This window comes from Hydrocarboniphaga daqingensis, assembly GCF_900129825.1.
GTDB classification, from domain to species: Bacteria; Pseudomonadota; Gammaproteobacteria; order Nevskiales; family Nevskiaceae; genus Hydrocarboniphaga; species Hydrocarboniphaga daqingensis.
The window spans coordinates 650824-676870 of record NZ_FQWZ01000001.1 but is presented as its reverse complement, the minus strand read 5'-3'; the positions used below and the strand labels follow the sequence as shown (position 1 = coordinate 676870).

The 26047-nt window shown below is 66.1% G+C and carries 18 protein-coding genes and 1 tRNA gene; 3 read left to right on the top strand and 16 right to left on the bottom strand.

All coding sequences use genetic code 11. The annotated features are described in order from the left end of the window. Positions 1 to 97: 97 nt before the first annotated feature. Complete coding sequence (locus BUB09_RS03015) at positions 98 to 4486, top strand: beta strand repeat-containing protein (protein ID WP_072893880.1); 4389 nt, start codon at positions 98 to 100, stop codon at positions 4484 to 4486. Between the two features lie 315 nt (positions 4487 to 4801). Next, positions 4802 to 5812 (top strand): SH3 domain-containing protein, encoded by a 1011-nt coding sequence (locus BUB09_RS03010; RefSeq protein WP_139250079.1) that lies wholly within the window; start codon positions 4802 to 4804, stop codon positions 5810 to 5812. 64 nt (positions 5813 to 5876) lie between these two features. Here BUB09_RS03010 and BUB09_RS03005 read toward each other — a convergent pair whose 3' ends face one another. The 6 genes from BUB09_RS03005 to BUB09_RS02980 form a co-directional block, all read right to left on the bottom strand. Next, a complete protein-coding gene (locus BUB09_RS03005) occupies positions 5877 to 6896 on the bottom strand; it encodes an L-threonylcarbamoyladenylate synthase (protein ID WP_072893874.1) in 1020 nt (339 codons plus the stop codon). A gap of 90 nt (positions 6897 to 6986) precedes the next feature. Beyond that, positions 6987 to 7838: a DUF6671 family protein gene (locus tag BUB09_RS03000; RefSeq protein WP_072893871.1), complete on the bottom strand. Its 852-nt coding sequence runs from the start codon at positions 7836 to 7838 to the stop codon at positions 6987 to 6989. Positions 7839 to 8106: 268 nt separating this feature from the next. Continuing rightward, the gene (locus BUB09_RS02995; protein WP_072893851.1) at positions 8107 to 8571 is read right to left on the bottom strand and encodes a hypothetical protein; all 465 of its coding nucleotides are present in this window, start codon (positions 8569 to 8571) and stop codon (positions 8107 to 8109) included. Between the two features lie 9 nt (positions 8572 to 8580). Continuing rightward, complete coding sequence (locus BUB09_RS02990) at positions 8581 to 9504, bottom strand: alpha/beta fold hydrolase (RefSeq protein WP_072893848.1); 924 nt, start codon at positions 9502 to 9504, stop codon at positions 8581 to 8583. A gap of 58 nt (positions 9505 to 9562) precedes the next feature. Beyond that, positions 9563 to 11989 carry a glycoside hydrolase family 31 protein gene (locus BUB09_RS02985; protein ID WP_072893846.1) on the bottom strand — a complete coding sequence of 809 codons (2427 nt, stop codon included), beginning with the start codon at positions 11987 to 11989 and terminating at the stop codon, positions 9563 to 9565. A gap of 20 nt (positions 11990 to 12009) precedes the next feature. Further along, positions 12010 to 13140, bottom strand: coding sequence for a GDSL-type esterase/lipase family protein (locus tag BUB09_RS02980; RefSeq protein WP_217650212.1), 1131 nt, complete (start codon positions 13138 to 13140; stop codon positions 12010 to 12012). Positions 13141 to 13584: 444 nt separating this feature from the next. Here BUB09_RS02980 and BUB09_RS02975 point away from each other — a divergent pair, with 444 nt between their 5' ends. Continuing rightward, entirely contained in the window at positions 13585 to 14283 is a 699-nt protein-coding gene (locus BUB09_RS02975; RefSeq protein WP_072893843.1) for a TetR/AcrR family transcriptional regulator, read from the top strand. Positions 14284 to 14336: 53 nt separating this feature from the next. On the opposite strand, the gene BUB09_RS02970 is transcribed toward BUB09_RS02975, so the two are convergent. The 10 genes from BUB09_RS02970 to kdpB form a co-directional block, all read right to left on the bottom strand. Further along, positions 14337 to 14412 (bottom strand) — tRNA-Phe (locus BUB09_RS02970). A gap of 109 nt (positions 14413 to 14521) precedes the next feature. Beyond that, positions 14522 to 14794, bottom strand: a complete 273-nt coding sequence (locus tag BUB09_RS02965; RefSeq protein ID WP_072893841.1) for an oxidative damage protection protein — start codon at positions 14792 to 14794, stop codon at positions 14522 to 14524. Continuing rightward, entirely contained in the window at positions 14770 to 15867 is a 1098-nt protein-coding gene (gene mutY / locus BUB09_RS02960) for an A/G-specific adenine glycosylase (protein ID WP_072893838.1), read from the bottom strand. Before mutY ends, BUB09_RS02965 begins: the two co-directional genes overlap by 25 nt. A gap of 9 nt (positions 15868 to 15876) precedes the next feature. Further along, on the bottom strand, positions 15877 to 16512 hold the full coding sequence (locus tag BUB09_RS02955; RefSeq protein WP_139250077.1) for an SRPBCC family protein: 636 nt from the start codon (positions 16510 to 16512) through the stop codon (positions 15877 to 15879). Then, positions 16493 to 18937, bottom strand: a complete 2445-nt coding sequence (locus BUB09_RS02950; protein WP_072893832.1) for an AsmA family protein — start codon at positions 18935 to 18937, stop codon at positions 16493 to 16495. The genes BUB09_RS02955 and BUB09_RS02950 overlap by 20 nt, the downstream gene beginning before the upstream one ends. A gap of 81 nt (positions 18938 to 19018) precedes the next feature. Next, positions 19019 to 19927 carry an ROK family protein gene (locus BUB09_RS02945; RefSeq protein WP_072893830.1) on the bottom strand — a complete coding sequence of 303 codons (909 nt, stop codon included), beginning with the start codon at positions 19925 to 19927 and terminating at the stop codon, positions 19019 to 19021. A gap of 51 nt (positions 19928 to 19978) precedes the next feature. Further along, positions 19979 to 20671: a response regulator gene (locus tag BUB09_RS02940; protein WP_072894089.1), complete on the bottom strand. Its 693-nt coding sequence runs from the start codon at positions 20669 to 20671 to the stop codon at positions 19979 to 19981. After that, the gene (locus BUB09_RS02935; protein ID WP_072893827.1) at positions 20664 to 23363 is read right to left on the bottom strand and encodes a DUF4118 domain-containing protein; all 2700 of its coding nucleotides are present in this window, start codon (positions 23361 to 23363) and stop codon (positions 20664 to 20666) included. Before BUB09_RS02935 ends, BUB09_RS02940 begins: the two co-directional genes overlap by 8 nt. A 35-nt stretch (positions 23364 to 23398) precedes the next feature. Further along, entirely contained in the window at positions 23399 to 23965 is a 567-nt protein-coding gene (gene kdpC, locus BUB09_RS02930) for a potassium-transporting ATPase subunit KdpC (RefSeq protein ID WP_072894088.1), read from the bottom strand. A gap of 32 nt (positions 23966 to 23997) precedes the next feature. Beyond that, the gene (kdpB, locus tag BUB09_RS02925; protein ID WP_072893824.1) at positions 23998 to 26037 is read right to left on the bottom strand and encodes a potassium-transporting ATPase subunit KdpB; all 2040 of its coding nucleotides are present in this window, start codon (positions 26035 to 26037) and stop codon (positions 23998 to 24000) included. Positions 26038 to 26047: the final 10 nt, after the last annotated feature.

Genomic DNA, 26047 nt, shown 5'->3' with positions numbered 1-26047 from the left:
CCACGCCGTGCCTGCTAGCTGAACCGAATCGCATCAACGAATCGCATCAACGAATTGAATCGCCGTTACGACCTGCTGACGTCAAAGGAACTGCCGAATGAACATGAATCTCCCGTTTGCCTTGTCCGCGCTGGGCTTGATCAGCCTCGCCATCCACCAGCCCGCCGCGGCCCAGCAGTCGGGGCCGGCGCTGGCGATTGAGCTGACCCAGGTCGGCGGCACCACGACGCCGCCCGACGGTGCTTTCACCTTCGATGGCTCGCCGGTGGCAACGGCTAACAAGCAAAACTTTCTGGTGCTTCCGAAGAGCTCCGGCGGCGCGCCGTACGTCGTACAGCTGACGCTGGATGTTCTCAACAAAAATGGCGACGTAATCGGCACCATCGTCAACCCGTTCTACAACACGCCTGACCCCACGAGCCCGAGCGAATACCAGATCGCGCTGACCGACAACATCAAGCAGATCATCGGCACCACGCCGTTCGGCGGCTTGGTCGTTCGCAGTGGGCCGACTGAGGCTGGCACGACGACCGGCGGCAACGCCGGGCGCACCAGCGCCACGGCCACCGAACTCAGCAACTCGCTGATCCTGACCAGCTTCGCCGACCCGAGCCAGATCGCGTCGCAAGTGCAGAGCGCGCAGGTCGGCGCGACGGTGCAGAACGCCGCTGACGCCTCGCTGGCGACCTCGGGCAACACGGTTTCGTCCGCTGCCACGGTGATCAGCCAGCTGGCATCGCAGACGATCGCCACCGGCGAAACCAGCTTGGCCGTGGCCGCACTGGCCACCACCACCGACCAGACCACCAGCACCGCGACGATCGAGCAGTCGGTCGCCGGCGTGCAGATCACCAACGACGGCGTGCTGTCCGGCGCCAGCAGCGTGACCGTCGACAGCAACATGCTGACGTCCACCGCGCGCGCCAACGACAGCACCAGCCGTCTGACCGCCAGCGGCGCCAACTCCGGCGCGGGCGGCAACGACGCGGCCGGCGCGGCGCAGAACAACACCTACCCGGCGCCGGGCGCGCTGACGATCCTCGGCGACCTGCAGGCCACCGGCGTGCAGACGCTGGACCAGCAGTCCAACGTCAGCGCCAGCATCACCTCCTCGACGCTCGGCCTGACCGACAACGCGGGCGCCGGCACCGTCGACACGATCGCGGGCGGCGTGTCCGTCAGCGGCAACCGCGCCACGGCGATGGCCGACGGCAACCGCCTGACGCTGGAACTGACCGACAGCCTCAGCGGCAGCGACGTCGACAGCACGGCCTACGGCCTGCAAACGGTCAACGACACCAGCATCAGCGCCTCGGCCAGCGCCACGGTCGGCGTCGATGCCACCACCATCACCAGCAGCGCGCTGGTGGTCGACGGCAACCGCACCCAGGCCGCCGCCACCGGCAACCGCGCCACCGCCAGCATCGCCGCGCGCCCGGACGGCGCTGCCGATAGCCTGGTCGCCGACGTCGAGCAGTTCGTCCGCGCCGACACCCAAGCGGTCAACATCGACGCCACCGCTTCCGACAACCGCATCGGCGTCAGCGGCGTCACCACCGCCACCAGCGTCAACAGCAACGTCGCCAGCAACATCCTGACGGCGATCGCCACCGGTAACGACCAGAGCACCACGGCCGATCTCGGCGCCGGCACGCAGGCCGGTGTTGCCAGCATCGGCGGCAACCAGACGCTGGGCGTGGTCACGGCCGACCTGACGCTGAGCGCGACGATCAGCAATTCGGTGATCGGCACGAGCGCGACCACCGACACGCTGTCGCAGACCACGGTGTCGGGCAACACGGCGATCGGCCAGGTCATCGGCAACAACGCGCAGCAGGACGTGGCGGCGCTCGCCGGAACGCGTGAAGCCAGCGCCAGCCTGACCCAGGACCAGCAGGCCTCCCGTTCCGCGACGCAGTTGCTGTCGCTGACCAGCGACGTCACCAGCCTGGGCATCGGCGCCAGCGCCACCACGCTCGCCGCGCCGCAGCTGACCGTGTCCGGCAACGCGGCCGCGAGCTTGGTCAGCGCCAACCTCAGCAGCCAGAGCCTGGGCGCGCTCAGCGGCAGCAGCAACGCCGGCGGCACGCTGGCCGTTACGGCAACGCAGGCCACCGACAGCATCAGCACCACCGCCAACGTCACTGACCTGCGCTTGGGCCTGATTGATGCCGGCACCACGATCACCGCCGACCCGGCGCGTGCCGCCGCCGAGATCACCGTGTCCGGCAACACCGTCGACGCGCAGACCGAGCTGAACCGCTCGGTGCAGACGCTCGACAGCGTCAGCGGCGACACCCAGGGCACGCTGCTGCTCAGCGCCAACCAGACCGCCAACACCGCCTCGGGCGGCGTGTCGGACGTGGTCGCCAACCTGACTCGTGCCGGCGTCGGTGTGTACGGCGCCACGCAGCCGATCGACATCGTCGACGGCCGCTTCAACCTGACGGTCAGCGACAACGCCCTCGGCACGCAGGCTCAGGCCAATCAGGCTCAGGCCCAGCTCGGCCCGGTCAGCGGTGTCGTCACGCTCGCCAACGCCACCGACCGCCTCGGCGTCAGCGTCACGCAGACCGCCGACAACGTCGCGACCCGCGCCCAGAACCTCGACACTGGCCTGGGTCTGGCGGAGTCCAACACCGCAGCGCCGCTGTTTGGCAGCACCACCGACAACGTCGCGGCCAGCGTCAACGGCAACACGCTGCAAGCGCTGTCGCGGCGCAACAACGCCGGCATCGTCGTCGATGAGGTGTCGGGCCAGGTGAACCAGGGCGATATCGGCAGCACGGTCAGCCAGACCGGCGGTGCCGGTGCCTCGCTGGCGCAGAACAGCGGTGTCTACGTCGGCGTCACCGCCGCCGCAGCGGCTGCAGACCTTGGTCTGGGCAATGCCCGCGCAAGCACCAGCCTGACGGTCACCGGCAACAGCGTGCGCGCGGATGCGGCCGACAATCTGTCGACCGTCGTCGGCAGCGGCGTCAACGGCACCGTGGGCGCCAGCGCGCGCGTCGGCGCCACGGTGGCTCAGTCCAGCGCGGGCGCGACGATCGACGCCACCAACACCATCGTCAACCTCGGCGCCAACCTGCTCAACAACGGCACCGTCGGTAACGGCACCGGCAGCACCAGCATCAGCGTCGCCGACAACAGCACGGTTGCCGTCGCGGCTGCCAACAACAGCACGGCCAGCCTCGGCGGCGTATCCGGCAGCATTGCGGCGGGCGGCACGGCCGGCATCGACACCACGCAGACGCTGGACAGCCTGGTGACGGCGACCAGCGCCATCGTCAACGCGGGCATCACCGACGCCAGCATCGGCAACGTGGCCGGTGCGGGCGCCACCAGCCTGAGTGTGTCGTCCAATGCGGTGACCACCGTTGCCAGCGGCAACGACAGCCGCGTCGTCGACCTCGGCGACTCCGCCGCCACCATCGACGGCACGCTCGGCGCCGCCACCACGCAGACGCTCAACAACAACGCCTCGCTGGCGGCCAGCAATGGCGGCCTGCGCATCGGCGCCGTCGGCGCCGGCGAAGTGGGGACCGAAGGTGTCGTGTCGCTGACGGTGGACAGCAACCAGTCTGTCACGCGCGCCACCGGCAACAACAGCGAAGTCACCGGATCGGTGTCGGGCACGTTGACCGGCCAGGTTGCGCTGAGCGCCACGCAGGTCATCAACGGCTCGACCGGTGGTATCGGCGCCGTGACCGGCACGACCGACAACACGATCGGCGTGCAGGCCGCAACGCTCGGTGCCAACACCAGCGCCAGCGTCGCCGATAACGTCGTCAGCTCGGCGGTCGCGGGCAACCGCGTGCTGAACAACCTCGACGGCGCCGCGTTTTCCAGCGCCACCGGCACGATCGCGTTGTCGGCAACGCAGACGCTGACCGGCAATGCGGGTGCAGCCGATGGCGATCTGTTCTCGGCGGTGACCAACACCACGGTCGGCGTCGTCGGCGGTGACGGCAGCGCGCTGCCGGCGTTGGCGGTCAGCGGCAACCGGCTGCAGGCCAGCACCGTGGGCAACGAGTCCAGCCGCGTGCTGAACAACCTGAGCGGCAGCTTCAACGCCGCCACCGCGTCCGTCACGGCCAACGACGTGCAGACCACCGACACCGCCGTATTGGTGGCGCGCGTGGCCGATAGCAGCATCGGCAGCAGCTTGTTCTCCGACGCCGCCATCCCGACCTCCGTGTCGGTCAATGGCAACGCCGTCGTGGCGCAGGCCATCGCCAACAGCAGCAACCAGCAGGTGCGCCTGAACGGCGTCAGCACCACCGGCGGCCAGCTGACCAGCCTCAACGCCGGCCAGAGCCTGCTGAATACCTCGGTGACGGCGTCGATCACGAGCGTGACGCTGGGCTTCAACACCGCGGGCCTGACCACGCCGGGCAGCTTCACCGGCGCCGCCGTCAGCAGTGGCAACAGCCTGAGCGCCAGCGCCATCGGCAACCAGAGCAGCCTGGTCCGCAGCGGCCGCTAAAGCAGCACGATGCAGCCGACCCCGCTCCCGTCATCCGGTACCGATGGCGCGGGCGGGGTTTTTTGAGGCAACCGGAATGCCGCATGACGGCCTGGAACGGCGTCAGCGGCCACAGCCACAGCAGCCGTACCGCGGCGACGGATGAAGCGTCGTCGCATCCAGCGAGCTGGCCGTTCGAGCGAACCAGCTGACAAGCGACGGCGCGCGCCCTCCGGTGCGGCTGTTGATCATCATCCCCAAGGCGTCCATCAGCGCTGGGGTTTTTCTCTCCGTCATCCGAAAGATGGCGGGGAGCTTTTTATTGGAGCCACGGTAATGACGCCTTCGCGATATCGGCAGATGGGTTGCGCCACGACGCTGGCAACGGCGCTGTGGGCGGCGCTGGCGCAGGCGACGGCGCCCGCGACGCCGCCATCAGCGTCGGCACCGCCGCCACGCGCCAAGCTGATGATCAACGTGCGCGCGCTGCCCGATCTAGACAGCCCGATCGTGGCCGTGCTCAACCCTGGCGATGCGGTGAGCGTGGGTGCGGAGCAGGGCGAGTTCGTGCGCCTGCGCACGGCGGCCGGCACCGAGGGTTATTTGAAGCACAAGTATTTGCAGGACTATCGGCCGGCTGCGCCCGCTGCTCCGCCGTCGCCACCGGCGACCCTGCCGGTGGAGGTGTATCGATCGCCGTATCCGGCCGAGCCGCTGGTGGGGCAGCCGCCGCGTGCACCGCGGTCGGGCGCCTCGCCACCGCCGACCACGTTGCTGACCACCGGCGTCAGCTCGGGCGTGCAGGTGACGGTGGGCGTGGGCTCGGTGATCAGCCGGCAAGGCCGCGAAGACCTGCGCCGTGATCTGGCGCGGGAAGGCTATGGCGGCGAGGTGGATCGGCTCGATCGCGCGGCACCGGGTGCGTTCCTTCGTGTCGGCTACGGCTTGAGTGCGCCGTGGCAGGCCGAAGTGGCGCTGATGTATCTGGACGATCTGGATGTTCACTTGCGTTCAGCGGCGCTGACGCCGACGACACTGGCGCAGTCCGTCGCAGACCATGCACCGGCAACCGGCTTCGGCATCGCGCCGACGCTGGCCTATCGCTGGACCACAGCGGACAGCGCGCTCGTGATGCGGGCTGGCGGGCTGTTCGCGCTGGGCAACGAAACCGACGTGCGCCTCAACGGCCGTCCGTTGGCGGTCGACTACGAAACCCATAGCTGGCTCGCCGGCCTGTCGTGGGAAACCCGCTGGAGCGCTGGCATCTGGGGCGGCCTGGACCTGCAGGTCATGGATCTGAACAGCACGACCGGATTGCTGAGCTTCACGCTGCGCTGGGGCGATTGAGCGGGGTGGTGCACGCTCGGCGACGACGGCTTGTAATGGCGCCGGCCACGCCGCCGGCGCGAGGTCAGTGCCCGTCGCCTTGATCGCCATCCGTTGCATGCCACGCAAGCCCCAATCCGGCAGCGCGGCGCAGTCGGTCCCCCAGCGCCACGCCGACGCCGGTGGCCGGTGGTGGCACGGCAACCACGACGCTCAGCTTCCGATGATCGGCCGTTCGCAGTTGTGCGTAGAGCTGACGCGCCTGGCCGAGGTCGGATTCGGGCAAGCGCAGCCACACGATCGTGTCCGGCAATCCGGGTGGCGCCTGGCTGGCCAGCAGGCCGACGGTTGCGCCTTGCGCCTGCCAATGCAGGGCCGCGTTCAACGCCGCATCCGCGCTGGCGAGCACGACGCGTGCGGCCGGCGCGTAGTGTGAGGCGTCGCTGCCCGGCGCTCGGGGCGCTGGCGTCGACGGTGATGAGGGCAGCGGTTCGCCCAGCGCCGTTGCAAGCTGTTCGGCCGTGATCGCGCCCGGCCGCAGCAGACGCAGCACGCCCTGCGAAAGGTCGACGATCGTCGATTCGATACCGACCGAGCAGGGTCCGCCGTCGAGCAGGCAATCGACCGCGTCCCCCAGTTCTTCACGCACATGGGCTGCGCAGGTCGGGCTGACGCGGCCATAGCGATTGGCCGATGGCGCGGCGATGCCATCACCGAATGTCTCAAGCAGCGCCTGCGCCACCGGATGTGCCGGTACGCGCAGCGCCACCGTGTCGAGCCCGCCGGTGACGGCGTCCGGCACCATCGGCCGGCGACGCAAAATCATCGTCAACGGCCCCGGCCAGAACGCTTCGGCCAGCGTCCACGCCACTGGAGGTACGTCGGCGGCCCAGTCGCTGATCTGCGCCGCCCTGGCAAGGTGGACGATCAGCGGATGGTCGGCGGGCCGCCCCTTGGCGGCAAAGATGCGTGCCACCGCTTGCGGATCGCGGGCGCGCGCGCCCAGCCCGTAGACCGTTTCGGTCGGGAAGGCGACCAGCCCGCCGGCCTGCAAGCAGCGCACCGCTTCCGCCAGTGCCTTGTCAGATGAATCGTGCGCCGACACGGCGCCTCCTTGCGATCAGTAAACCAGTGGTTTGATGGATGGCCGCCCGGGCGTGGAACGCGTCGCCACCCTGTTGACCGGCGACGACGCTCACGGGTTGCAGCACGGGCAATGTCCGGGGTCGGCCGTTGTCTGGCCAACGCGCTCATGAACCGCGTCATGTGCGCAGGTCGGGCAACGGTAGCGGTCGGCATAGGGTTGCGATGTGGGGGTGCCGCAGTCAGAACACGGCAGGCCCGCCAGCGACTCGACGCGTCCGAATCCCGGCAGCCCGCAAGCTGGGCAGGGCATGCACAGCCGTTGCAACAGATCATCTGCGGCCCGCGCGATCATCGCCCGACGCGTTGGATTGGCGTGGGCGCGGCCATCGGTTTCGATGAACACCTGCCCGGTGTCGGACATCGCGCTCAGCGCCTGGAACTGCGCGGCAAATGCGTCCCAGGCGAGGATGTCTTTTCGGATTCGTGGATCGTCCTGATGGCCGGCTCGCATCACGATGTACTGGTCCGGAAAGCCAACCTGCTGCGCAAACTCGCAGGCGCTGTCCCAGGACGACGTCAGACGATGTGCAAAGCAGGCTGGCCCCTGGGCACGGCCGATCACTTCAAGGCCGCGCTCGTCGTCGATCCACAGCAGATGCTCGACATTCCACGGCAGCATGCCGGAGATCGGATCAGGGCCGAAGGCGCCTTCGCTGGCCAGCCCCAGCCGCAGGCCGGACCGGTCCATGCCGATGCGCGCTTTGCGCCGTGCGGCCTCGATTTGGGTTCCGTGCCGCGGTATTTCGCGAGTGAAGGTTCCCAGCTGATCCGTATCGAAGCCGGTCACATGCTCAATGCGACATCCCAGGCCCGGCTCCAGCACCGGTGCCAAGACTTTTTCCTTGCCATGCTGGGTCAGCAGCGCGACTTTGCATGCTGCATACACGGTCGTGTCAGTCATCAGAGCGGCACTCGGACCGGTGGCGTCGACGACGTCAGGGAAAAGCCCATTGCGGGGGATGGGTCGAGAACAAGGCGGGCGAAGGATGCGAGGGCGCCCTTGTTCTGTAAATCACATTGAACAGAACGATATCCGTTGAATTAGCGAACGATCAGCGTCGATCCGACCCGCCGGGTGCCGCAGCTGCCCGCGGGTGGCGGCTAATCAGCAGCCGAGCGGCGTCGCCGCGGCTCCATCTCCGTATCCGGTCGTCCGCTGCCGATCGGCCTTAGCCTGCCAACAAGCGCTCGACCGCTTTCAGGCTGCCCTGCTCATTGGCGAGCTCTTTCACGGCGAAAGCCTCGATGGCCTTTTCATGCGCATAGACGTAGGAAAAGAATTCCAGGTCCGGCTTGTTGCTGTTGTTCTTCAATCGCAGGAATGTCTGCTGGAACGGCCGTGTCCCATCGCGGACCAGGCGCATCGCCAGCTCCCAGGGCATGAGTCCGAGCGCCAGGCCCTCGGCGTACCCCTTCAGTGCCCAGGCCCTCGGTTCCACCACCTGCTGACCGGACCGATTCATGTACGCCAGGTAGCGCGCCAGGGTCTCGTCCTCCAGCGCCTTGAGCATCCGCCATTTCGCTTTGCGCTCGGTGTTGCGGGTCAGTCGCGCGGCCGTGGCAAACACCGCCTGCCCGTAAACCTCGGACTCGTGAATGCGCTGCAGGTCTTGCTGGTATTTGGCGTAGTTCATTTCGACTTCCTAATCGGTGATTGGGGCACGGTGCTCGCGATGGCGGCGGGATATATCGGCCAGCGCAGCCTCCAGTGCCTGTGCGCAGGCGTCCGCGTTTTCAATGAACGGCATGTGCCCGACGTCATCAAAGACGACGAGCGTGGCCCCGGACACGGCGGTGGCAATGCGCTGCGACTGGCTTGCGGGCACCACCGGGTCGCAGCGGCCGGTAACGACATGGCAGGGGACGGCGATCCGGCCCAGTTCGCGCTCGATGTCGAGGCGCGAAATGCCGTTGAACAACTCGAACAATGCGGCGGAATCATGTCCGCGAGTGTTCGCTGCGATGTTGTCCAGCAGGCGATGGCTCAACGGATGGGCGCGATACGCTTTGCGGTCATGCGCCAGGAAACTCGCAAACTGGCGCTGCACGAACCGGCTGTGGCGAGCGAGCAGGATGTTGGCTGCGAACGGACCTTTGGCCCAACGGCCGAGCCCGGCCAGCGACAGCAGCAGGCCTTCGACGCCGCCCCAGGTCCCGGTGTGGAATCCGGCCACGCTGACAATGCCGATCACGTTCGGCGCGCGGTGGATGGCCAGATTCAGTGCGCAGAACCCGCCGGTGGAATGACCCACGACGATCGCTTTCCGGTCCGCGAGCAGGGCCTGCAACGCGCCGCTCATCACGCGGAAGAACCACGGTGCATCAACCTGCGCGGCGTTGAAAGTCGCCGGCACTGTGGATGGATGATGCGCGGGCAAACTCAGCGCATACCAGGCCCTGCTTTCCTTGAGGTTTGGAGGAACACCATCGCGCCAGAAGTTCACGGAGGCCAGCACCCCGTGAATGAACACCACGGCGGGCTCATCGGCACGGCACAGGTGTTCGTTCACCGCCAGATAGGCCAGACGATGGCCCTCCACCTCAACAAAGCCTTCTCTGATCTGCATCGGCTGCGGTCAGTCGATCGGATTCGCGGCTGCAGCGGGCAGGGGAGACGCTGACCGTTTACGGCGCATTGCAGCTTCCAGTGCTCAGCGTGATCACTGCCGCATCTCGGGTCCCGAGGCTGCCGGTGTCCACGGTCGCCGTCCGGCTGCTGCCATCGTAGGACCAGCCCGTCAGCGTTCTGCCATCGAGCTTCACTTCTCGCGGCTCGCTGATGCCAACAAAGCGCAGTTGCCAGCGGCGCGAGGCCAATGCGCCGGGGAAGTTGGGCCCCTGCGCAGCGTCGATCTTCAGCGTGTGACAAGCCCCGTTGGCCGTGCTGCTCGTGGATATCGGCGTCCAGCGATAGGCACCGTCCTTGTAGCCAAAGCCCCGCCCTTCGTCTTCGTAGAGGCGGAAGCTGCCATCCGCACCCGGCCACACATTGACGATGAGGGCGTCCTGAGGGCCGTAGGCGCTGGTGAGGCGATGCGGCTGCATCGGCAGAATCGCACCCTGGCGCATGAACACCGCGTAGCGCTCCAGCGGCACGCTGCGGGTGATTTCCATTGGCCCGCTGAAAACCTCACCGGTGAAGAAATCGACCCATTTTCCAGGCGGAATCCACAGATTGATGACGGCCGGGTCGCCCGGTGCTGCGACCGTCGCGACCAGCATGTCATTGCCCAGCGTGAAGTGGCTGCGATGGCGGTAAGCCTCCTCCCGATCCGGCCACTGAAGGTAGAGCGGGCGTGCCATTGGCAAGCCGGTGTCGTGCGCGACGCGGCTGAGCGTGTAGAGCGTCGGCACCAGCTGGCCGCGCAGCCGAAGGAACTCGGCCGCGACGGTCTCGGCCTTGCCGGAATACTCCCAGGGAAGGCGGTCGCCATGGTGCGAGTGCAGCCGCAGGATCGGCTGGAACGTTCCGAACTGGACCCAGCGCACATACATGTCATCCGGCAGATGCTGCCCGGTGTTGACCATGTTGTTGCATTCGGCCCCCGGCAGCGGTTTGCCCAAGAAGCTGCCGATGTCATGCGACACATACGGCAGGCCGATGTTGCCCTCGGCCGCCGTCATTTCGGCCTGGAACGCCATCAGCGGCCATGTCGAGCAGGTGTCACCGGTGAAATGGAGGCTGTATCGATGTTCCGCGAAAGCGCCGAGGCCGTTGTTGTCCCGGCCTGCCTTGCCATTCTGGAACGAGCTGCCGATACGCGAGAACGCCGGCCAGCGCGATCCCATCTTCTCGTGCTGCTTGGCGTAGGCGGCATTGATCCAGGTGTCGGCCGACAGCCCCGGTGCTTGGGCACGCGAGCCTTCGCAGCACCAGTCCAGCCACCAGAAATCGATGCCTGTGGCCTCGATCGGCTTGTGCAGGTCGAAATACCCTTCGAGCTGCTCGGCCTGGGTCCAGTCAAAGACGTAACACGGGGTGGACGGGTCGGCCTGCAACACCGTGCAGGGCAGCGGTGCGTCGTCGTTCATCAGGGGGCCGGTCTTGGCCACCGTCGCCGGGTACGCCGGGTCTGATCCGGCGATCGAGGGATGCACGTTCAGACCCACATCGATTCCCTGCTGATGAACCCAGCGGACGAAGTCATCCGGGTCGGGAAAGATGTCGCGGTTCCAGTCCCAGCCGTTCCACGAACAGGCGTCATCAATGGGCGCTCGGATGACGAGGTTCAGCACGGTACACCCGATCTGGTTGTGAACCCGTTTCCAATCGGTGTCGAGTGAAACGGTGTCGAGCGGAACGTCGTGGGTCTGGAACGCCTGGATCTGGGCACGCCATTCGGCATCGGTGTAGCTCCACCACCGGGAGAACCAGACACCAAAGGCCTTCTTGGGCAGCAGCGGGGCCGCGCCGGTGAGCCTGCGCAGATCGCTCAGGCCCTGCACGTAATCGAGCCCGTAACCGAACAGGTAGCCGTCCTGGTAGCGGCCGCCATGATCGGGGCGTGCTGCAAAACCCGGCGGCGTATTCGTCAGCAGGACCGTGTTGCTGTCATTGAGCAGGTACCAGCCGGCGCGGCTCAGCACGCCTTCATACAGCGGCTGCGGGTCTTTCTCGTTATCCAGGCCCCGGCGCCAGCCGCCGAGGTTGCCGGCTTGCGGCGCGAACGACCAATCGGGGCGCGCTTCAACCCGCGAGTTGCCGCTTCTTACATCGACCCAGAGGTTGTCGGGAGCAAAGGCACCGGATCCGATCCGATAGTGAAGCGTCAATGCGGCGGTCCTGACGACGCGCACGCCGTTTTCGACGCGGGTTTCATAGTTCGTATCGGGCTTGGGGCGCTCGGCGACGGTCTGTGTCGGACCGTCTTCGAACCTGGCGTCCGCCGCATATTCCATGCGGATGAGCGTCGGGCTGATCACCGTAAAGCGTGCATTGCCCTCGCGGATGCTGCGGTCAGCCGCCGTTTCGGCGGCCGGGTCCGAGTCGGAGCAGGCACTGATCAGGAGCAACGAGATCAACAGTGCGAATTTGAACGTCGGCTTCAACATGGGATGACTCGCTATAGGGCTCATGGCCTGCTGTCCGAGGCGCGGAACAGGTCCAGGTCGACGCACGCTGCCATCGCGGCATAGCCCGCAGGACTGGGATGGAGGTTGTCGCCGCTGTTGTACTCGGCGGCGAGATAACCGGGATCGTTGGGGTCTTCGAGACAGGCATCGAAATCCACGACGCCATCGCTGAGCGTTTGGCTGCGAATCCAGGCATTGACCGCGTCGCGTGACGTCCGCGCTGCCGGGGTGCCGTGCATGACATCAAGGTTGATCGGTAGATCGCCGATCAACGGCAGGCCGTCGGTCACCGCGCCTTCCGCTGGCGGAATCGTGCCCAGGATGACCTTCATGCCGGCGGCTCGGGCGCGATCGATCAGCTGGGTGTAGCCGGCGATCATGTCCGAGGTGCTCGGAGCCCGCGCTGCGGTCGAGTTGCCGAAGTCATTGGTCCCGATCATGACCAGCACGTAGCGGGCCGCCGCCACAGTCAATACATCGTGGTCGAATCGTTCCAGCAGGCTGGGACCGAACTGAGGCAGCACGCCGTCACCGAGCAGTTCATTGCCGCCGATGCCGGCATTGGCCACAGTCAGCGGCAGGCCGGCTTGATCGATGCGCCGCTGCAGGTGATTCGGGTAACGCTGGTCGGTCGACGTCATCGGAGAAGCCGACCGCTGCAGCAGCTGGGTCGTGGAGCCGGAACCATCGGTGATCGAGTCACCCACGGTCACCACGGTCGTCACGTCACGGGGCGCGGCCACCTCCAGCGCTTCGATCGCCAGGAAATTGCTGGCGTAGCCGTCGGGCACCGGCTGGAAGCGAGCGCCGCTGGGATCAGCGGCGTAATCCCCGGGCACGCTCAGGAACAGGATCTCGTTGGCATTCAGATGCCGTGTGATCTGCGGGGTCAGCTCGGGCGCAAAAAAGCTGATACCGATGCGTTCGAAAGCGCGAACCGGGTAGGCGATGCGGTCGCTGACGGCGGTTTCTCCGGGCGGAATCGTGATGCGCGAGCGGCCGGCAAAGGTCAGCAGGCACGCGCTATCCGGCACCAGGTTCGCATCGCCGGGTGTGAGCTCTCGTGCGATATGAACCTGATCCAGCGTGACCGGGAGGCTCGAGTAGCGATTCGACAAGCTCAGTCGCACCGTCTCGCCACTCCGGTGGGGTGCCAAAAACTGGCGCACCGTCAGTCGGGAGATCGGGTGGGTGATGAGCGCGTCGGTCGGCGCTGTTCTCCAGCTGGTCACCATGTGTTGGTCCGCCGGCAGCCGGTTCACCAACGAGCAGCGGGGCTGCGACGATGGTGCGCTGCCGGCTCCATCCGCGCCATCGCCCTCGGCACAGCCCGTCAGCGCAACGCTGGTGCACAAGACCCACAGCCAGCGGAGTCGTGCACGCGGTCGGCGTGCTGCAGCGTGCCGGCAATGGGCTGCCATGAAGATGACTCCTCCGTAATCGGGGTGAGGCGGCCTCAACAAGGGGTGTCGTCAGCGGCCCACCGCCGGCCGGTCTGCAACTGACACGGCACCGTTCCAGATCCTAAAAGTGATACTGTTCAGTGTCAAACATCGAAGGAATTGGCGGTCTCCGTGAAGTCTGCGCAATCAGCTGACGAGACAGCGCGGCCGCCGGGCGGCCGCTACGCCGGGAAAGCGGCCAGCACCCGGCAGGAGGAGCGCCGGAAAAAGCTGCTCGCCGCCGGCATCCGGCTGATGGGTCGACAGGGCTATGCCGCGACCAGTATCGATGCCGTGTGCAGCGAAGCCGGGCTGACCAAGCGCTATTTCTACGAGTCGTTCGCCAGCAGCGAGGCCTTGCTGGTGGAATCGTTTCGGGTCGTGACGCGCGAGTTCCTGACATCAATCATGCACGCCACGGCGCCTCATCTCGGCAACTCGCGCACCTTGGTTCGCGCGGGCCTAGAGCAGACCTTCGGCTACGTCCGACAGCATCCCGACGAGGCTCGCCTGATCATGATCGAGGCGACGTCGGTGCGCAGCCAACTCGGCACGTTGTACGGCAGCAGTTACGATGAATTCGTCAAGCTGCTCGTGGGATTCACCAAGCCTTTTTTGCCCGGCAAAGGCCCCGGCGATGCGATTCTCGCCGTCATGGCTCGCGGAGCGGTTGGCGCGTTGATCCATCTGTGCCAAGGATGGATTGCGACCGGATTCACCCAGCCGATCGACGAACTGGTAACCGGAACGGAACGCATCTTCGGTGGTATCGGACGCGAGCTTGGAATCACTGCGTGGGCAGAGTCGCCCGCTGGAGACCAAACGCGCTAGTACGAGCGGGGCGCGAGGGCGGCAGAAACGGAAGATTTTGCAGCGTCACCGAATGGTGGCCGAGGACGGAATCGAACCGCCGACACGGGGATTTTCAATCCCCTGCTCTACCAACTGAGCTACTCGGCCAACTGGGGTACTGGAGTGTCGCGAGGCTTTGGGGGCGCCGCGAGGTCGCGTATTAGAGCCGCGCGGCGGGGCTCCGTCAACCCTTTGTTGCAAGGGCTGGCGGGGGCGCTCAGGCCGGGGGTGGCACGTACGAGGTTTGAGCCAGTTCGCCGCCGCCGAAGAAGTACTTTTCCATCTCTTTGGCCAGAAAGCGGCGCGCTTCGGCGTCCGACAGAACGAGACGGTATTCGTTGATCAAGCGCGTCTGGTGTTGCAGCCACTCGGCCCAGGCGGCCTTGGATACGTTGTCGAACAGCCGTTGGCCGAGCGGGCCGGGGTAGGGCGCGCGGTCAAGGCCTTCGGCATCGGTGCCGAGCTTTACGCAGTGGACGGTTCTGGCCATAAGGTCTGCTGAGTCTCTTTCGGGGCGAAGTACGCCGCGTCGATGATCTTGCGCACCGGCGCCGGCAAGCCGGGCAGGGCGTTGGGGTCGTGCATTGTAGTCCACGCGGTCTCGGCTGCTGCCGCCACGCCTTGACACTCGACGCGGATGCGCAGCGGCTGCAGGCTCAGGTCGTAATGCGTAAAGCCGTGTTCAACCACCGGCAGCGCTTGCGGCTCGCCGACAACGTCGAGCGCGTAGCGAGCTTGCAGTGCGTCGCGCCAGTCCTGATCGGATGGAATCACCGGCGCGCACCACAGGCCGCCCCAAATGCCACTGGGCGGCCGCCGTTCGAGCAGCACGGCGCCGTCGGCGTTCTCGACCAGTAGCAGCCAGGCGCTGCGCTGCGGCCGCTCGCGGCGCGGCTTCGGCGACGGCAGCTCGGCGACGCGGTCCTGCAGCCGGGCGCTGCAGTCGGCAGCGACCGGGCATGCGGCGCACAGCGGCTTGCGCGCGGTGCAGATCTGGTTGCCCAGGTCCATGCAGGCTTGCGTGTAGTCGGCCAGCCGCGTGTCGGGCAGCCGCCGCTCGGCGTAGTTCCACAGCTTTTGCTGCACGGCCGGTAGGCCCGGCCAGCCGCTGACGGCCGCGTGGCGCGCCATGACGCGTTTGACGTTGCCATCGAGGATCGCGTGACGGTCGCCGAAGGCCTGCGCCAGGATCGCGGCGGCCGTGGACCGGCCGATGCCCGGTAGTGCGACGACCTGATCGATGTCGCGCGGCCACTGTCCTTGGTGACGCTCGACGATCGCTTGCGCGCAGTGATGCAGATTGCGCGCTCGCGCGTAATAGCCGAGTCCCGCCCATCGCTGCAGCACGTCGTCGATCGGCGCGGCGGCCAGTGTTTGAACGTCGGGAAAGCGCTGTAGAAACCGCTCGAAATACGGGATCACCGTCGTCACTTGCGTTTGCTGCAGCATCACCTCGGACAGCCAGACGCGGTAGGGCTCGCGCGGATGCTGCCAGGGCAGGTCGCGACGGCCGTGCAGGTCGAACCAGGCCAGCAGGCGTGCGGCAAAATCAGGCTCGGTCATTCGGCTGGCTTATGGCGTGACGGTCGCGGCGGTGCGCGGCAATTGAGCGAGGCGTTCAATGCCTTGCGAGGTTTGTATCGCTTCCTGGCGCAGCTTGCGTTCGATGACCCAGGGTCCGATCAAAGGCGGCACCCAGAATCGCGGTTCCAGCTCGGCGTCGAAACGCAGGCAGCTGTGGCGCTGCGGGTCGTCACCGCAGGCGTATAGCTGCCAGTCCGCGCGACCAAAACGCAGATCGCTGCGATCGGCCAGCACCTCGGCGCCGACGCGGCCGCCGGGCGGAAGTCCCTGATAGCGCATGTCCTGCACCTGGTTTAGCGTGCGGCAGAAGAACGAAACACACAGCCGCACTTGCGTCTGCACGCGCCTCACCTCGGGCAGCGTACTTTCTGGCAGCGCACGCGCCATCGTCACCGCCGGGTTGATCCGCGGCAGGTTGGCCAGGTCAGCAAACACCGCATAGGCCGCGTCGGCGTCCACGTCGAGCTGCACCTGCATCGTCACGCGGTAGCGTGCGCCCTGCTGCGACACCTGCAGGTCATCGACGATCACCGCGTGTGCCGGCGTGCCCGACAAGGCCAGCAGCCCCATCGCCAGCGCTGCTGCACCGCGACCCCGCTTCAGACTACGGCGTGGTGGGCGCACTCTCGTCCTTCGGCGTCTCGGCGGGCGCTGCGGGCGCTGCGGGCGCAGCCGGCGTCTCGGTGGCCGGCGCTGCGGGCGTCGGTGCCGGTTGCGGCTTCTTGCGAATACCGAACAGCGCGTCCAGGCCTGGCCCGAGGCGCTCGTTGATCCGCTCGCGGATTTCGTCGCGACGCAATTCCAGCTGCTCTTTGACTTGAGCCTTGGCACGCGCGCGCACTGCGTCGGCGATCTCGATCTTGTACTTGGGCGCGGCGAACGTACCGGTCAGATGCACCGGCACCGTGATGCCGCCCAAGTCTTCAAGGCCGCGCCCGCCTTGGCCCTTGCTGCTTTCGACGATCGTCGGCTTGGCGACGTAGTCGAAGGTTTCGTTGACCAAATCGATTTGCCCGGCGCCAGCGACGCGCAGCAGCGGGTTGCGCGCGTCAAGCGAATCCGATCGCAGCACACCGTTGACGATCTGGCCGGCAAAGTCGATCGAAGCGAAGTCGGTCTGCGCGGGTTCGCTGCTCGGCGTGTACGCGGTGCCGCGCAGCAGCGCTTGGCCGCGCCGCAGCATCTCGCCGAGGTTGAAGCCTTTGACGGCGCCGTTCTTGAAGTTCAGCGACACGCTGCCGTTGAGCGCGCGGCGCGCATCACCGACCGTCTTGCCGCTCGATGTCAGGTCCAGTGCGATCGTGCCGATGCCGTCGAGTTTCTGATGGTTGGCCAAGTCTTTCAGGAACGGCCCCAACGCCAAGTTCTGCAGCTCGGTCTTGAACGTGTAGCCGGGCCGTGCGCCGGGCGTGATCCGCGTGGTGCTGCTGAGCTGGCCGCCGTACAAGCGGCTGTTCAGTACCAGCGTTTTGGTCGCGCCTTTGGGGCCCGCCAGCGCGATGTGCACGTCACTCAGCTTCAGGTTTTTCAGCGTCAGCCGCGCCACGTCGAGTTTGCCGTCGACGTTTAGCGCCGTTAGCGCATCCACCGGAATCGGCGTTGCGTTGAGCGCGGCGCTGTCGCGGCTGCCCGGCTTGGCTTTCGGCTCGGTGACCGGCGGCGGCAGGTAGCGATCGGCGTCGAGGGTGTCGGCCTTCAGTGCAAAGCCCAGCGCCAACGTCGCGATGTCGCGCACGTCGATCGTGCCGGTCATCGTGGTCTGGTCGAGCTTGAGCAGCACCTCGTCGAGCTTGATGCGCTTGGCGCTGCCGTCGAGCTTCGTCTGCAGGCTGACAGCTGTCAGCGCCTTATCGTCTGCGGTTTGCAGCGGCGTCGATGAAAAGCGCGCGAGTAACTCGCGCGCGTTGAAGCTGGCGATGCTCAGTGGCCCGCTAAACGTCGGCGTGCCGCCGCTGGCCAAGCCGCGCAGCGCCAGCGTCGTCCGCGCTTCCAGGCCGCTGGCTTTGATCACCAGGTCACGCAATTCACCACTGCCGCTGGTTTGGTCGATGCTGACGTCGCCGCTCAACGACAAGCTCTGCTTGCCGCCCGGCAGCGATGAGCCGCTGGCACTGCCGTCGAGTGTCAGTCCGGCGATCTCGAAGCGCTTGGCTTTCAGGTCGGCCTTGAGCTTGCCGCCGACGTCGGCGTCGGCGCTCAGTTGCGCGTGCTTGCGCTGAAGCTTGATCGACAGATCGTCGCTGCCGAACTGCTGCGTGGCGACGTTGCCGGCCACCGCGCCAACCATCGTGATGCTGATCTGCTGCTGCGGGTCGCTGGCGTCGAGTTGCAGCTTCAGATCACTGAGCTTGATGTCTTGCGTGTCGAGATCGGGATCGACATGGGCGGACAGCTGCAGTTGCGTGTCGAGCTTTTGGGCGTCGAGCGTGGCCGCCACGGCTGCTTCGATATCGAACGGCTTGCCCGGCTTCAATGCCCCGGTCTTTAGATCGAAGTCGCGGATCTGGTAACGCTGTCCTGACACGGCATCGGCGTAGGTCACCGCCGCATCACGAATCTCAATGCCGCCGATGTCGATGTCATCGAGCTTGAAGTTGGATGGTGCGTCCGGCGTGTTCGGTTCGGCTGCAGGCTCGTCGTTGGCCAGCGCCGCCAGATCGTCCCAATTGGTCTTGCCGTCGGCGGCCTTGGCCAGGTTCAGCACCAAGCCGTCGAGTTGCAGGCCGTCGACGACCAGCTTGCGCTCGCGCAGCAACGGCAGCAGTTCCACCCCGACGCTGGCCTGCGCGATCTGGGCAAATGGCGCGTCGCCAAAGCCCGCCGCATTGCTGAGGCGTACCTGCTTCAGGTCGAGCTTCAACCAAGGAAACACACTCAGGCCGATGTCGCCGATGGCCAGGTCGCGACCGGTTTTCTGGTGAACACTGTCGGCGATCTGCGCGCGGTAGTCGTTCGGATCGAAGGTCATCACCGCAGCGGTGAGCGCGCCGACGACCAGCACGATCAACAGCGTGACGGCGATCAGGAAGTATTTCAGCGGACGTGCCATGAGAACGCAGGCCGGTGGTGCAGGGGAGGCCGGCAGTGTAACCAAGCCGCTGCGGCGCGGGCGCCGGGGTTCAGATGGGGTTCAGCCCGGCGGCCACAGTCGCGCCGCGCCGCGCACGCCGCTGGAATCGCCATGCTGGGCCGGTAGCAGCCGCGTGGTGACCTCGTCGCTGAAGATCGCGCGGCCCCACAGTGCCGGCACGCTGCGATACAGCCGGTCGAGCTTCGACAGGCCGCCGCCGAGCACGATGACGTCGGGGTCGACGATGTTGATGACGCCGGCCAGCGCTCGTGCCAGGCGGTCTTCGTAGCGCTGCAGCGTCGCCTCGGCTGCCGCATCGCCATGCGCGGCATCGTTGACGATCTGCTCCGGGCTGCGGCTCTGCCCGGTGACACGCCGATGGTCGGCCGCGAGTGCCGGCCCGGACAGCCAAGCTTCGATGCAGCCTTCGCGCCCGCACCAGCAGGCCGGGCCCGGTGATTCGTTCCAGTCCGCGCGCGGCCGCGGCAGGCCGTTGTGGCCCCATTCACCGCCGATGCCGTTGGCGCCGCCAAGCAGCTTGCCGTCGACGACCAGTCCGCCGCCGACCCCGGTGCCGAGAATCACGGCAAACACGGTGCCGGCTTGTGCGGCCGCGCCGTCGACGGACTCCGACAGCGCCAGGCAGTTGGCGTCGTTGGCCAGCCGCAGGGCGCGTTGCAGCGCGTGCTCGAGGTCGTGCTGCAACGGCCGGTCATTCAAGCAAACCGAATTCGAGTTCTTGAGCCGCCCGGTCGCCGGCGTCAGCGCGCCGGGATGTCCGATGCCGACCGGCAACGCTGCACGGCCGACATCGCGCTCCAGATCGGCGACTAGGCCTGCGATGCAGGCCAGCGTCGCGGCATAGTCGCCTTGCGGCGTGGCGATGCGCCGCCGCGCCAGCACCGCCGAATCGTCTGCCATGACGATGCCTTCGATCTTGGTACCGCCGAGGTCGATGCCGATTCTCATCGTGTCTATGGTGGAAGGAGAGGAGCGCGACCGGTAACGGCCTGCGCTTGGCTAGCGTCGCTTGAGCCGGTACCCAACGCCCGGCTCGGTCAGCAAGTAACGGGGTGATGCCGCGTCATCGCCAAGTTTCTGTCGAAGCTGGCCGATGTAGACGCGCAGATACTGGGTGTCGTCGTCATGACCGCGACCCCAGACGGCGCGCAGGATCTGGGGCTGCGTCAGCACTTGTCCGTTGTGGCGAGCCAGCAGCTCGAGGATCGCGTATTCCTTGCGCGACAGCTTGATCTCGGCATCGCCGACCCAGACTTGTCGCAAGTTCAGATCGATCCGAAGATCACCGACTTCGACCACCGGCCGGCTCCCTGCTGCGAGTATCCGGTGGCGCAGCGCAGCCCGGATTCTGGCCAGCAATTCACCCACGCCGAACGGCTTGCAAAGATAGTCGTTGGCGCCGGCGTCGAGCGCTGACACCTTCACTGCTTCGTCGTCGCGTACCGACAACACGATGATCGGCAGGTCGCTGCCGTCGCGCCGTACCTCGTTGATCAGCGTCAGACCATCGCCGTCGGGAAGGCCGAGATCGAGGATCAGCAGGTCTTGAGGTTGCCGATCCAGCACGAGGCGCGCTTGTGCAAGGCTGCCGGCTTCGCTCATCTGCATACCTTCGGCGCTGAGGCTGACGCGCAGGAAACGACGAATTTGGGGTTCGTCGTCAACGACCAGCACGCTGACCCCTTCAGTCACGCGGGTCACAGATCGTGGGTGCGGCGCGGTGAGCCTTGGGCAGCGACATCAGAAAGACGCTGCCGGATCCTTGCAACGGCGCCTGTGCTTCGATGTCGCCTCCGTGGGCGCGCAGGATGCCACGGCAGATCGCAAGGCCAAGCCCCGTACCGGGTGCTGCATGATCCTGTGAGCGTACCCGGAAAAACATATCGAAAATCCGTTCGCGGTCTGTGGCCGGTATGCCGGACCCGCGATCCCTGATCTGTAGTTGCAGTACATCGTCGTGTACTGCGAGCGCGATGTCGACCGCGGAGCCCGACGGCGAATACTTGCAGGCGTTGTCCAGCAAATTGACGAGCACCTGTTCGATCAGCATCGGGTCGACGAAGGCCATCGGCATGTCGGCCGAGACGTCGATGCTGACGGTTCGGCCTAGCAGTGATCGCTGCAGACGACGCTGCGCGCGCCCCAGCAGCTCGCGAAGGTCGCACCAATGGCGACGCAACTCGAGCCGACCGTGTCCAAGCCGGGTCATATCGAGCAGGTTCTGCACGAAGCGGTTCAAGCGCTCGGCTTCTTCGACAATCATGTCGACCAGTTCGGCCCGGCCATCGTCCGACAGGCGATCGTGCTGGGTCTGCAGACTGGTGGCGGCGCCCAGGATCGACGACAGCGGCGTGCGAAGGTCATGCGATACCGATGACAGCAGGGCCGAGCGCAGCGCATCGCTCTGGTGCTCGACGCGCTGATCTTCGATCCTGGCGCTGAGCACGACACGCTCGAGCGCAACCGCGGCTTGATCGGATACGGCGTCGAGCAATCGACGTTGCCCGGCCGACAGCGGGCGACCGCGCTCGCGCAGGTGCAGGCCGAGCAGGCCGACGACACGCTGCGTCGTGACCATCGGGACGAACAGCCATTCCGATGTCGGCAGTGTCTGCGTTGAGTAGCCGGCGGGCTGCCGGTGTTGCCAGCTCCAGGCCGCTGCAGCGCGATCGGATTCCCGAAACTGGTAGTCCGGTCCTATGGCACAACGGTGAACCGGCGAGAGTTGCTCATTTGGCTCGCTCAGCACCGCCACGCAGGGTGCTTCCAGCGTCACGCGCACATGCTGGACCGTTGCCGTCGCGACCTCGTCGCGTGACAACGCTCCGGCGACGCGACGCGCAAACTCATTGAGGTTGGCATTGCGTCGAGCGGTTTTGCGTAGCGCATTCATCTGGCTGCGCAGTTGGCCGCCCAGCCGCCCCATCACGATGGCGACGACCAGAAACACCAGCAAGGTGATCAAATCCTGGTGCCGGGTGACGCTCAGTGAGTAGCGGGGGTCGGTAAAGAAAAAGTTGAAGCAGCCGGCGGCGATGAAACTGGCAGCGATCGCTGGACGCGGTCCTGCCCGTACTGCGCAGATCAGCACCGCCAGCAGATACAGAACAGCGAAATGGTCGAGGCGGAGCAGCGCGTCAAACACGGCACCGATGGCCGTTGCCGCCAACGGCAAACCGATCGCCAGCGCGTAATCTCGCCTCGTTCCCATCGACCAGCCGGACCACGGTCGGACGGGCTGCGGGGCAGGCTCGCCGACCGCATCAGGAATCACCGTGACTTCGAACTGATGCGATTCTCGCAGCAGGCGGGTCAACAGCCGCGGTCGCCACGGGTAGCGCCTGGCACGCTGCTGACCCACGACGATCTGGGTGACGTTACGTGTGCGCGCATAAGCCAGCACCTCGCGCGCAATGTCCTGACCGGGGATCGTCACCGCGTCGCCGCCCAGCGACTCGGCCAAGCGCAGCGTGTCGGAGATGCGGTCCTTGTCGGTATCGGATAAGGCATGGGCTTGAGCATCGATGACGTGAACGGCGATCCATTCAACGCCGCGCGTATCGGCGAGCCTCGCCGTCGCCCGTATCAAGCTGCGTCCGTTACCCCGGCTGCCAACGCAGACCAACAGCCGGTCGCGGGTCGGCCAGGGGCCGGCAACGCGGTGACGACGCATGTGTTCCAGCATCTGCTGATCAACGCGGTCGGCCGCGGCGCGCATCGCCAACTCGCGCAGCGCCGTCAGATTGCCGGGCTGAAAGTAGCGCTCGCGAGCGCGGCGCGCCTGTTCGTCACGGTAGATCTTGCCTGCATCCAGGCGCTGTATCAGTTCGTCCGGCGGTAGGTCGATCAGTTCGATCTCGTCAGCACGCTCCAGCACGGTATCGGGTAGCGTTTCGCGAACCCGTACGCCGGTGATCCGCTCGATCACATCGTTGAGGCTTTCCAGGTGCTGTACGTTGAGGGTCGTCAGCACATCGATGCCGGCCGCCAGTACGTCCTCGACATCCTGCCAGCGCTTGATGTGGCGACTGCCGGGGACATTGGTGTGCGCCAGCTCGTCGATCAATGCCAGCGCGGGCCGCCGTGCGATCAGCGCGTCCAGATCGAGCTCTGCAAACGTCTGCCCGCGATACTTCATCTCGCGGCTGGGCAGCTTCTCCAGGCCTTCGAGCTGCGCTTCCGTCTCGGCACGGCCATGGGTCTCCACCCATGCCACCACGACGTCGACGCCGCGCATCTTCGCGGCCCGTGCCGCTCGCAGCATGTCGTAAGTCTTGCCAACACCGGGCGAGGCGCCGAGGAACACTTTGAGGCGGCCGCGCGCTGCGCGTTGCGCATCCTGCAGCAGCGCCTCCGGACTCGGGCGATCGTTGATGGCGTTCATCGAGTGTCGATCATACGCCGCGTCGCTCGCCGCTCTCAGTCTGCGGTTTGGGCATCGAGCGCCAGGTTGAGCCTCAGTACGTTGACTCGTGGCGCTCCTAGCAGGCCCGCGGTCGGGCCTTCGACGTGATCGCGAACGAGTTGCTCCACGCGTTCACGTCGAAGCTGCCGAGCCGCCGCGACCCGGCCCGCCTGGTACAAGGCCGCCTCAGGCGAAAGGTGAGGGTCCAGACCGCTGCCGGATGCCGTGACCAAGTCAATCGGCACCCGCGTGCTCGGTATACGGACCGCCTGCAGCCGGGTTGTGATCGTCTGATTCGCGCTCTGGCTCGTCACGCCCAAGTTAGAGCCGCCCGATGCCATCGCGTCGTAGCCGTCGGCTCCCGCAGCAGAGGGACGCGGATGAAAGTAGCCTGGGCCGGTGAACGATTGCCCGATCAGTTCGGAGCCGATGACCGCGCCATCAAGCACAACGGGACTTCCGTTGGCTTGGCGCGGGAATGCCGACTGTGCAACGGCGGTGACTGCGAGCGGATAGACCAGCCCAGTCAGCACCGTCATCAGTCCCAGGTAGCAAGTCGTCGATCGAATCAGGCCTGGCATCGTCATAAACAGCTCCTGTTGACCCGTTGTGGTCAGATCAAGCCGAGTGCGTTGATCGTCAGATCAATCAGCTTGATGCCGATGAATGGGGCGATGAGACCCCCGAGACCGTAGATCGAAAGATTGCGGGCGAGCAGCTGCGAAGCCCCGGCCGGCGTGTAGGCGACACCTCGCAGTGCCAGCGGAATCAAGGCCACGATGATCAATGCATTGAAGATCACCGCTGACAGGATCGCGCTGCCAGGCGATTCCAGCTGCATGATGTTCAATGCCTGCAGCGCCGGGTAGGTGCCGACGAACAGCGCCGGGACGATCGCGAAGTACTTGGCGACATCGTTGGCGATCGAGAACGTGGTCAGCGCACCCCGCGAGATCAGCATCTGCTTGCCGACCATCACGATGTCGATCAGTTTGGTTGGATCGCTATCCAGATCGACCAAGTTCGCTGCTTCTCGAGCGGCGGGCGTTCCCGAGTTCATCGCAACCCCGACATCGGCTTGCGCCAGAGCGGGTGCATCGTTACTGCCGTCGCCACACATCGCCACCAGATGACCTTCGGCTTGAGCCTTGCGGATCAGCTCCAGCTTGTTCTCCGGCGAAGCTTCGGCGAGATAGTCATCAACGCCGGCTTCTGCGGCGATGGCGGCGGCCGTCAGCGGGTTGTCGCCGGTGATCATCACGGTTCGGATGCCCATGCGCCGCAGCTCATCGAACCTCGCTTTGATGTTGGGCTTGACCACGTCGGTCAATGCGACGATGCCGAGTATCCGGTGGTTCAGCGCTACGGCCAGCGGTGTCCCGCCAGCACGAGAAACTTTTTCGGTGAGACGCGTCAGCTCTTCGGACGCGGTCTGGTCACAGTCGTGCAGCACCGCACTGACCGCTCCTTTGCGGATCCGGCGTCCGTCATGCAGATCGACTCCACTGATTCGAGTGGAGGCGGAAAAGTCGATGGACTGCGCTACCGGCTCGCGACCCTGTTCAAGGCTCGACGATGATGTTTTGCGCTGGGTGGTCAGTTCGACGATGGACTTGCCTTCGGGCGTCGGATCGGTCAACGACGCCAGCCGCGCTGCATCGGCAAGCTGTTGTTGCGAGACACCCGACAGAGGCAACAACTCGGTAGCGCGTCGGTTGCCGAAGGTGATCGTGCCGGTCTTGTCGATCAACAGCATGTCGACGTCGCCGGCGGCCTCGACCGCGCGACCGGATCGCGCGATGACGTTGTGCGCCACCAAACGGTCCATGCCGGCGATGCCGATGGCCGATAGCAGCCCGCCGATGGTGGTGGGAATCAAGGTCACCAGCAGCGCCGCCAGCAGCGGTACCGATAGCCGGATATCGGCATATGCCGCCCAGGCCGGCAGCGTGGCAACGACGAGCAGGAAGATCAGCGACAGGCCGATCAGCAGTACCGTCAGCGCGATCTCGTTGGGCGTCTTCTGACGCTGCGCGCCTTCGACCAATGCGATCATCCGGTCGACGAAGCTGTCGCCGGGGTCTGCAGTGATCCGTACGATGATCGAATCCGATACGACGCGTGTTCCGCCCGTCACCGCAGAACGATCCGATCCGCTCTCGCGGATCACCGGCGCCGATTCTCCGGTGATCGCGGATTCGTCGACCGATGCGATGCCCTGAACGACTTCGCCGTCGCCAGGGATCAGTTCGCCGCGGTCAACCCGCACCAGATCGCCGCACCTCAGGCCGCGGCTGGGGACGTCGTGGCTCGTCGGGTCGTCGAGCGATGCCAGGCGGTGTGCACGGGTTTCGCCTTGGACAGCCCTTAATGCGTCGGCCCTTGCTCTGCCGCGGCCTTCCGCAATCGCTTCGGCGAAGTTGGCAAACAGCACGGTGATCCACAGCCACAATGCGATCTGCAGATTCAGCCCGATGGCGCCGGCGTCGGTGGTCACGCCAGTGATGGTCGACACGGCCGCGATCACGGCGGTGGTGAACATGACCGGATTACGCGCCAGTTGGCGTGGGTCGAGTTTGACAAGGCTGTCGGCCAAGGCCGAGCGGACCATCGAGGCGGTCGATGATGGGGCGGATTCCTGCGGTCGGCTCATGATCAGGGCT

Coding starts and splice junctions, on each gene's coding strand:
- BUB09_RS02965 (WP_072893841.1), bottom strand. CDS start 14,794: ATGGCCAGAACCGTCCACTGCGTAAAGCTCGGCACCGATGCCGAAGGC.
- BUB09_RS02950 (WP_072893832.1), bottom strand. CDS start 18,937: ATGGCACGTCCGCTGAAATACTTCCTGATCGCCGTCACGCTGTTGATC.
- mutY (WP_072893838.1), bottom strand. CDS start 15,867: ATGACCGAGCCTGATTTTGCCGCACGCCTGCTGGCCTGGTTCGACCTG.
- BUB09_RS03015 (WP_072893880.1), top strand. CDS start 98: ATGAACATGAATCTCCCGTTTGCCTTGTCCGCGCTGGGCTTGATCAGC.
- BUB09_RS03000 (WP_072893871.1), bottom strand. CDS start 7,838: ATGACTGACACGACCGTGTATGCAGCATGCAAAGTCGCGCTGCTGACC.
- BUB09_RS02985 (WP_072893846.1), bottom strand. CDS start 11,989: ATGTTGAAGCCGACGTTCAAATTCGCACTGTTGATCTCGTTGCTCCTG.
- kdpC (WP_072894088.1), bottom strand. CDS start 23,965: ATGCCAGGCCTGATTCGATCGACGACTTGCTACCTGGGACTGATGACG.
- BUB09_RS02990 (WP_072893848.1), bottom strand. CDS start 9,504: ATGCAGATCAGAGAAGGCTTTGTTGAGGTGGAGGGCCATCGTCTGGCC.
- BUB09_RS02935 (WP_072893827.1), bottom strand. CDS start 23,363: ATGAACGCCATCAACGATCGCCCGAGTCCGGAGGCGCTGCTGCAGGAT.
- BUB09_RS03010 (WP_139250079.1), top strand. CDS start 4,802: ATGACGCCTTCGCGATATCGGCAGATGGGTTGCGCCACGACGCTGGCA.
- BUB09_RS02945 (WP_072893830.1), bottom strand. CDS start 19,927: ATGAGAATCGGCATCGACCTCGGCGGTACCAAGATCGAAGGCATCGTC.
- kdpB (WP_072893824.1), bottom strand. CDS start 26,037: ATGAGCCGACCGCAGGAATCCGCCCCATCATCGACCGCCTCGATGGTC.
- BUB09_RS02995 (WP_072893851.1), bottom strand. CDS start 8,571: ATGAACTACGCCAAATACCAGCAAGACCTGCAGCGCATTCACGAGTCC.